Origin of the sequence: Methylobacterium sp. WL103, from assembly GCF_008039885.1 — a bacterium.
In the GTDB taxonomy this organism is placed as follows: Bacteria; Pseudomonadota; Alphaproteobacteria; order Rhizobiales; family Beijerinckiaceae; genus Methylobacterium; species Methylobacterium cerastii.
This window is the reverse complement of record NZ_VRUX01000199.1, coordinates 1-7,034: the sequence shown is the minus strand read 5'-3', so window position 1 is coordinate 7,034 and position 7,034 is coordinate 1. Positions and strand designations below refer to the sequence as shown.

The window sequence follows — 7,034 nt, the reverse complement described above, 5'->3', positions numbered from 1 at the left end:
GGGCAGGGCGTCGCCGCCCGGCTTGCGCGCCGGCACCCGCTCGGGGGCCTGGGCCTCCAGCCACTGGAACCAGTACGGCCACCACGAGCCCTTGGTCTCGGTGGCCGCGGAGATCCAGTCCTCCAGGCGCCCTTCCGCCTTGCCGCCGGTCCAGTAGCCGTATTTCGGCTTGGCTGGCGGGTTGACCACGCCGGCGATGTGGCCGGAACCGGCCAGCACGTAGTCGACCGGGCCGCCGAACTTCGACGAGCCCTCGAACACCGAGATCGCCGGCGCGATGTGGTCCTCGCGGGTGGCGAGGTTGAACACCGGCACCGTGACCTTCTTCAGGTCGAGGCGGATGTTGCCGAGCACCATCTTCCCCTGCGCGAGGTTGTTCTCGAGGTAGCAGTTGCGCAGGTAGAAGGCGTGGTTCGCCGCCGGCATCCGGGTGGCGTCGGCGTTCCAGTACAGCAGGTCGAAGGCGCTCGGCGCCTTGCCCTTCACGTAGTTGTTGACGACGTAGGACCAGATCAGGTCGTTCGGGCGCAGCATGTTGAAGGCGTTGGCCATCTTGGCGCCGTCGAGGTAGCCGCGCTCGGCCATCTGGGTCTCGATCTGCCGGATCTGGCCCTCGTCGGCGAAGACCTTCAGGTCGCCGGCATGGGTGAAGTCGACTTGCGTCGTGAGGAAGGTGGCGCTCTTGATCCGCGTGTTTCCGGTGGCGGCCTGCATGGCGAGCGTCACCGCGAGCAGCGTTCCGCCGACGCAGTAGCCGGCCGCAGCCACCTCGGTCTCGCCGGTGGAAACGCCGATCGCGTCGATCGCCGCCTCGATGCCCTCGCGCATGTAGGACTCGAAGTCCTTGTCGCGGTGACGCTCGTCCGGGTTCACCCAGGAGATCACGAAGACGGTCAGCCCCTGGTCGACCATCCAGCCGATCAGGCTTTTGGCCGGGTTGAGGTCGAGGATGTAGAACTTGTTGATCCACGGCGGCACGATCAGGAACGGGCGCTTCAGCACCGTCTCCGTGCGCGGCGCGTACTGGATCAGCTCCATCAGGTCGTTGCGGAACACCACCTCGCCCGGCGTCACCGCCACGTCGACGCCGAACTTGAAGGCGTCGCGGTCGGTCTGGCGCACCCGCAGCTCGCCCGACCCGGCCTGGATGTCCTCCTGCAGCATCTTCATGCCGCGCACCAAGTTGGCGCCGTTCTCCTGCAAGGTGTGCCGGATCAGCTCCGGGTTGGTCATCACGAAGTTCGAGGGCGAGAGCGCGCCGGCAAGCTGGCGCAGGTAGAATTGCGCCTTGTGCCGTGTGTGGTCGTCGATGCCCTCGGCCTCGTTCACCAAGCCCTCGGCCCAGCGCGTGGTGATCAGGTAGCCCTGCTTGATGAAGTCGAAATACGGGTTCGACGACCATTCCGCGTCCGAGAACCGCGCATCCTTCGGCTCGGGCTGCGCCACCGGCGGCGCCTCGCGGCCCTGAAGCCGGAACCAGGTCGAGCCCCACAGGGCGACGAAGGCCTCGCTGAGCTTGGTCTGCGCCTCCAGCGTCCGCTTCGGGTCGGAGAGCCAGGTCTCGGCGATCGTCCCCAGCGTCCGCACGAGGTCGCTGGCTTCCTGGGGCGGCTTGGGCTGCACCGGCAGCCCGTCCTCGGGGGCGACGTAGCGCGCGGCGGCGCGGCCGAGCTCCTCCATGAACTGGCCCGCGTTGCGCGACAGGGCCTCGAAATCGGGCATCGCGGGCGTCGTCGGCTGCGTCGTCACGCGTGATCCACTCCCAGCTTCCCTCCGCGCCGTCGGCGCGGCGGACCCGAGCGCCCGCCCTTGGGACGGTCCGAGCCTCGTTTCCGACAAATTAACGCGCCAACCCCTGATTTGCCCAGCGCGGCAGGCGCGAACGGCGATATATCTGCGGTATGAACTCAACGTCCGACAAGGTTCCGAACCCGGTTACGACGTCCCCGGGCAGGCCGTCGCATCCGGCCGGCTCCGCCGGGCGCGCTGGTGCAGTCCGCCGGCTGCTCGGCGCGCTCGCGCTCTGCGCTGCGGCGGCGACCGGCGCCTGCTCCTCCGACCTCTCGCCGATCAAGACGCTCGCGGTCGAGGCCGGCTACGGCCCGAAGCCAGTCGCGGCGCCGGACTTCGTCGCGAACTCGCGCTCGAAGGCGGACCCCGAATTCATGCCGGTGGGCGTGTCGGCCCCGGCCCGTCCCGTGCGGGCGAAGTCGGCCGAGAGCCAGAAGGCGCTGGAGGCCGAGCTCGAGGGCGCCCGCGGCCGCAACGAATCGAAGGGCCGGGCGGCCGAGAGCGCCGGCAAGGCGACGAAGCCCGCGAGCGCGCCGGCGCAGCCGGCACAATAAGTCAGCGATTCGGGGTCGGCGGCGGCCCGCTTCGATGGTAGAGAGGCCGACCGCCACCCGTCGGGGCCGCCCGTGCCGCCCCGCGGGATCCGCGCCGATGGACAGATGGCCATGACCGATTTTCACCGCATCAAGCGCCTGCCGCCTTACGTGTTCGAGCAGGTCAATCGGATCAAGGCCGCCGCCCGCGCCAACGGCGCCGACATCATCGACCTCGGGATGGGCAACCCCGACCTCGACGCCCCCAAGCACGTCATCGCCAAGCTGTGCGAGACGGCCGGGCGTCCGCGCACGGACCGGTACTCGGCCTCGAAGGGCATCGCGGGCCTCCGCCGCGCCCAGGCCGGCTATTATCAGCGCCGCTTCGGCGTGAGCCTGAACCCGGACACCCAGGTCGTCGCGACGCTGGGCTCGAAGGAGGGCTTCGCCAACATGGCGCAGGCGATCACCGCGCCCGGCGACGTGGTGCTGGTGCCGAACCCGAGCTACCCGATCCACGCCTTCGGCTTCCTGATGGCGGGCGGCGTGATCCGCTCCGTCCCGGCCGAGCCGACGCCCGCGTTCTTCCCGGCCCTGGAGCGCGCCATGGCGCACTCGATCCCGAAGCCCGTGGCGCTGGTGGTCTGCTATCCGTCGAACCCGACGGCCTACGTCGCGACGCTGGATTTCTACCGCGACCTCGTCGCCTTCGCGAAGCGCCACGAGATCATCCTGCTGTCGGACCTCGCCTACGCCGAGGTCTACTTCGACGGCGAGCCGCCGCCCTCGGTGCTGCAGGTGCCGGGCGCGATCGACGTGACGGTGGAGTTCACCTCCCTGTCCAAGACCTATTCCATGGCCGGCTGGCGCATGGGCTTCGCGGTCGGCAACGAGCGCCTGCTGGCGGCGCTCAGCCGCGTGAAGTCCTACCTCGACTACGGCGCCTTCACGCCGATCCAGGTGGCCGCCACCGCCGCCCTCAACGGCCCGGACGACTGCATCCACGAGATGCGGGCGATCTACAAGAAGCGCCGCGACGCGCTGGTCGAGTCCTTCGGCAAGGCCGGCTGGAAGATCCCGGCGCCCGCCGCCTCGATGTTCGCCTGGGTGCCGATCCCGGAGAAGTTCAAGGAGATGGGCAGCCTGGAGTTCTCGAAGCTGCTGCTGGAAAAGTCCGACGTGGCGGTGGCGCCGGGCATCGGCTTCGGCGAGTTCGGCGACGACTACGTCCGCATCGCGCTGGTCGAGAACGAGCAGCGCATCCGGCAGGCCGCGCGCAACGTCCGCCGCTTCCTCGAGACCGCGGACAAGACGCTGCACAACGTCGTGCCCCTGGCCAAGAGCGCCTGATCGCCCGAAGCGTCCGTTCGGCCGAGGGCGGTTGTTGCGGCCGGGCGACACGCCCGGCCAAAGCACGGCGCGCGGGCCCGAGGCGGTTGTCAGCCGCCGCCCGGGTGCGCAGGGTCTCCGGCAATGATCCGTTCCCGCGTCACCGAGGCCCGCATGCGTCGCCTGTCCCTGCCCGCCGCCCTGCTGCTGGCGGCAGCCGCCTCGGCCTGCGCGCCGAACCCGATCGTCGCCCGCGATCCGATCCCGGCGCCCGGGCCCGACGCGGCCTTCGCCTGCGACTCGCGCCCGCTGGTGCTCAACGCCTTCGAGACCACCTGCAAGCCGATCGCTCGGCAACCCGTGGTCGTGCTGCGCTCGAAGGGCTGACCGGCGACGGTCCCGGCCGGATTTCCCGGGACGAAGGCGCGGCCCGCGCGTCGCGCCGACGGACATGTCGGTCCGCATCGGGCATGGTGCCCCGACGATCGAAGCCGGCCCCCAGCGACGGAGTACGCGAATGAACCCCTTCCTTCGACACGGCCTCGCTGCCGGCCTCGTCACCGGCCTCTTCGCGATCGTCGGCACAGGCGCCGCGCAGGCCCAGTCCGGGGCCTACGTGTTCCAGGGGCCGGACGGCCCGACGGTGTTGCAGGTCGACGTGGCCAACCGTCCGATCGTCCCGCCCCAGCGCCCGGACCTCGCGGTCCCGGCGATCGCCGTGCCGCAGGTGATGAACGGCGGCGGCTTCGGCATCACCGGCTTCAACTACTACGACAGCGGCCTGATGGAGGGCCGCGCCGACTCCCGCGCCAAGCGCCGCTACGTCCTGGCGCCGGCCTGGATCCCGGGCTACGGCGGACACTAACGGCGGGCGCCGGCGGCGCGTCGATCGCTTGCGCGCCGCAGGGCCGGATCAGTCCTTCGACGGGTCGTGGCCCCAGTTCATCAGCGACAGCGACCAGGCGGATTCGGGATCGTTGCGCGACTCGCCCCCTTGCGCGAGGTGGCGTCGGACGTAGCCCACGACCTTCTGCATGTGGGCGTAGTCGTCGTCGGTGAGCTCGGCCTTCTTCTTGGCCTTGATCTCGAGGATGCGGCGGCCCTCCTTGTGCCCGGTCGCCTCGCCGCCGCCGTCCTTCTGCCCGACCGATCGGCTCGCCTCGGAGTCGAGGTGCTTCTTCAGGGCGGCAGGCGTCATGTTCACCGCCGCGTCGAAATCCTTCCCCGTCTGCTCGTGGTCGTGCTTCGCCTCGTCCTTCTTCGTGTCGTGCTTGGTGTCATCCTTCTTCGCGTGATCTTGGGCCTTCGTCATCGTTCGGCGCTCCGGTCGGGCTGGAAAATCCCCGACCAACGCGCGAGCCGCCCGCGGTTTCACGCCCTCCGGCGCGCCCTGGCGTCGCAAAGCGGGGCGAGAGGCCGTTTACAGGGCCGGCCTGCCCCGGTATCACCCGGCACGACCCCTTCAGAGCCCACAACACAAGCGACACACCCTCGAAATGCGCGCCGAGATCGAGCAAGCCTCGGATGCCGCCAAGCAGTCGATCGGACTGCTGAGGAGGCATCTTTGACTGGGATACCGTCGATAAACGCCTCGCGGAGCTGAACGCTGCCTCCGAGAACCCGGAGCTGTGGAACGACGCCGACGCCGCCCAGAAGGTGATGCGCGAGCGCCAGCAGCTCGACGAAGCCGTGGCCGCGATCCGCAAGCTCGAGCAGGACCTCGACGACGGGGCGATGCTGATCGAGCTCGGCGAAGCCGAGGGCGACGACGCCTCCATCCGCGAGGGCGAGGCCACGATCCTCGGCGTCGAGAAGCAGGCGGCCGGCCGGCAGGTCGAGACGCTCCTGTCCGGCGAGGCCGACGGCTTCGACACCTATCTCGAGGTCCATGCCGGCGCCGGCGGCACCGAGAGCCAGGACTGGGCCAACATGCTCCAGCGCATGTACGGCCGCTGGGCCGAGCGCCGGAAGTACAAGGTCGACATCGTCGAGTGGTCGGACGGCGAAGAGGCCGGGATCAAGGGCGCCACGCTCCTGATCAAGGGCCACAACGCCTACGGCTGGCTCAAGACCGAATCCGGCGTACACCGCCTGGTGCGGATCTCACCCTACGATTCGAGCGCGCGGCGGCACACCAGCTTCGCCTCGGTCTGGGTCTATCCGGTGATCGACGACCGGATCGAGATCGAGATCAAGGAATCCGACTGCCGGATCGACACCTACCGTTCGTCGGGCGCGGGCGGCCAGCACGTCAACACCACCGATTCGGCGGTGCGCATCACCCACAACCCGACCGGGATCGTGGTGGCGTGCCAGCAGGAGCGGTCGCAGCACAAGAACCGGGCCACCGCCTGGAACATGCTGCGCGCCCGCATGTACGAGGCCGAGCTGAAGAAGCGCGAGGAGAAGGCCAACGCCGAGGCCGCCTCCAAGACCGACATCGGCTGGGGCCACCAGATCCGCTCCTACGTGCTGCAGCCCTACCAGCTCGTGAAGGACCTGCGCACCGGCACGCAGTCGACCGACCCGGACGAAGTGCTCGACGGCGACATCGACCCGTTCATCGAAGCCTCGCTGGCGCAGCGGCTGTACGGCGCGACCGAGAAGGTCGAGGACATCGACTGAGGCGTAGGCGCCTTCCCTCCTCCTCTCCGGGGAGGAGGCGTTCTACGGCTCGCCCTCCGCCAGTTCCCGCCCCGCTTCCAGGAACCCCTGCGGGTCCACCGGCTCGCCGTCGATCCGCGTCTCGTAATGCAGGTGCGCGCCGGTGGAGCGGCCGGTCGAGCCGACGCGGCCGACGAGGTCGCCGGCGCGGAGCCATTGCCCGGGGCGCACGTCGAAGCGCGCTAGGTGCGCGAAGCGCGTGACGACGCCGTGTCCGTGATCGATCTCCACCATGTTGCCGTAGCCGCCGGCCGGCTCCGCCGAGACGATGCGGCCTGGGGCGGTGGCGAAGGCCGGCTCGCCCATCTCGGCCTTGAGGTCGAGGCCGGTATGCAGCGCGAGACCGCGGGTGAACGGGTCGAGCCGCGGCCCGAAGCTGCTGGCGAGGCCGCGGTCGCGGCGGAGCGGGCGGTCGAGGGGCAGCCGGGCGGCGAGACGTCGCAGGGCCTGCGCATCACCGAGCGTGCGGACGGTGCCCGCGACGGCCGCGGCGAAGGGGCTCGGATCGATCGGAACCAGCGGTCCGCCGAGCCCGGACTCCAACGGACGCTGCAGGTCGAGCCCGGTCCGTCCGAGGACGCGGCGCAGGCGCCAGATCTCGCCCGCCGCCCGTTCGGTGATCCGATCGAGCCCGATCACTTGCGCCGCCGCGAGGCCGTCGAGCCGCCCGGCAAGCGCCGCCAGGCGCAAGTCCACGTCGCGCGCGCTGCGGCGTTC

Annotated in this window: 8 protein-coding genes; 5 read left to right on the top strand and 3 right to left on the bottom strand. The window is 70.2% G+C overall.

The annotated features are described in order from the left end of the window. Positions 1 to 1,749: class I poly(R)-hydroxyalkanoic acid synthase (gene phaC / locus FV222_RS13470; RefSeq protein WP_147814636.1), on the bottom strand; the 1,749-nt coding region annotated here is incomplete at its 3' end. 152 nt (positions 1,750 to 1,901) lie between these two features. Between phaC and FV222_RS13465 the strand changes: the two genes are divergently transcribed. The 4 genes from FV222_RS13465 (at position 1,902) to FV222_RS13450 (ending at position 4,518) form a co-directional block, all read left to right on the top strand. Further along, complete coding sequence (locus FV222_RS13465; RefSeq protein ID WP_246685453.1) at positions 1,902 to 2,345, top strand: hypothetical protein; 444 nt, start codon at positions 1,902 to 1,904, stop codon at positions 2,343 to 2,345. Between the two features lie 111 nt (positions 2,346 to 2,456). Continuing rightward, complete coding sequence (locus FV222_RS13460; RefSeq protein ID WP_147751827.1) at positions 2,457 to 3,674, top strand: LL-diaminopimelate aminotransferase; 1,218 nt, start codon at positions 2,457 to 2,459, stop codon at positions 3,672 to 3,674. A gap of 153 nt (positions 3,675 to 3,827) precedes the next feature. Further along, positions 3,828 to 4,040: a hypothetical protein gene (locus tag FV222_RS13455; RefSeq protein WP_147751826.1), complete on the top strand. Its 213-nt coding sequence runs from the start codon at positions 3,828 to 3,830 to the stop codon at positions 4,038 to 4,040. Positions 4,041 to 4,170: 130 nt separating this feature from the next. After that, on the top strand, positions 4,171 to 4,518 hold the full coding sequence (locus FV222_RS13450; RefSeq protein WP_147751825.1) for a hypothetical protein: 348 nt from the start codon (positions 4,171 to 4,173) through the stop codon (positions 4,516 to 4,518). A gap of 48 nt (positions 4,519 to 4,566) precedes the next feature. Here the strand turns inward: FV222_RS13450 and FV222_RS13445 are convergent, their stop codons facing one another. Then, positions 4,567 to 4,965: a DUF3140 domain-containing protein gene (locus FV222_RS13445; RefSeq protein ID WP_147751824.1), complete on the bottom strand. Its 399-nt coding sequence runs from the start codon at positions 4,963 to 4,965 to the stop codon at positions 4,567 to 4,569. Between the two features lie 184 nt (positions 4,966 to 5,149). Between FV222_RS13445 and prfB the strand changes: the two genes are divergently transcribed. Then, positions 5,150 to 6,278 (top strand): peptide chain release factor 2 gene (gene prfB / locus FV222_RS13440; RefSeq protein WP_147751823.1). Its coding sequence is split into 2 segments (ribosomal slippage): positions 5,150 to 5,218 and positions 5,220 to 6,278, totalling 1,128 coding nucleotides; the frame shifts between segments, so codons are not numbered across the junction. A gap of 42 nt (positions 6,279 to 6,320) precedes the next feature. Here prfB and FV222_RS13435 read toward each other — a convergent pair. Further along, positions 6,321 to 7,034: M23 family metallopeptidase (locus FV222_RS13435; RefSeq protein ID WP_147814634.1), on the bottom strand; the 714-nt coding region annotated here is incomplete at its 5' end.

Excerpts from the sequence above, each read along its gene's own strand:
- FV222_RS13465 (WP_246685453.1), top strand. The coding sequence starts at position 1,902 with ATGAACTCAACGTCCGACAAGGTTCCGAACCCGGTTACGACGTCCCCG.
- FV222_RS13460 (WP_147751827.1), top strand. The coding sequence starts at position 2,457 with ATGACCGATTTTCACCGCATCAAGCGCCTGCCGCCTTACGTGTTCGAG.
- FV222_RS13455 (WP_147751826.1), top strand. The coding sequence starts at position 3,828 with ATGCGTCGCCTGTCCCTGCCCGCCGCCCTGCTGCTGGCGGCAGCCGCC.
- FV222_RS13450 (WP_147751825.1), top strand. The coding sequence starts at position 4,171 with ATGAACCCCTTCCTTCGACACGGCCTCGCTGCCGGCCTCGTCACCGGC.
- FV222_RS13445 (WP_147751824.1), bottom strand. The coding sequence starts at position 4,965 with ATGACGAAGGCCCAAGATCACGCGAAGAAGGATGACACCAAGCACGAC.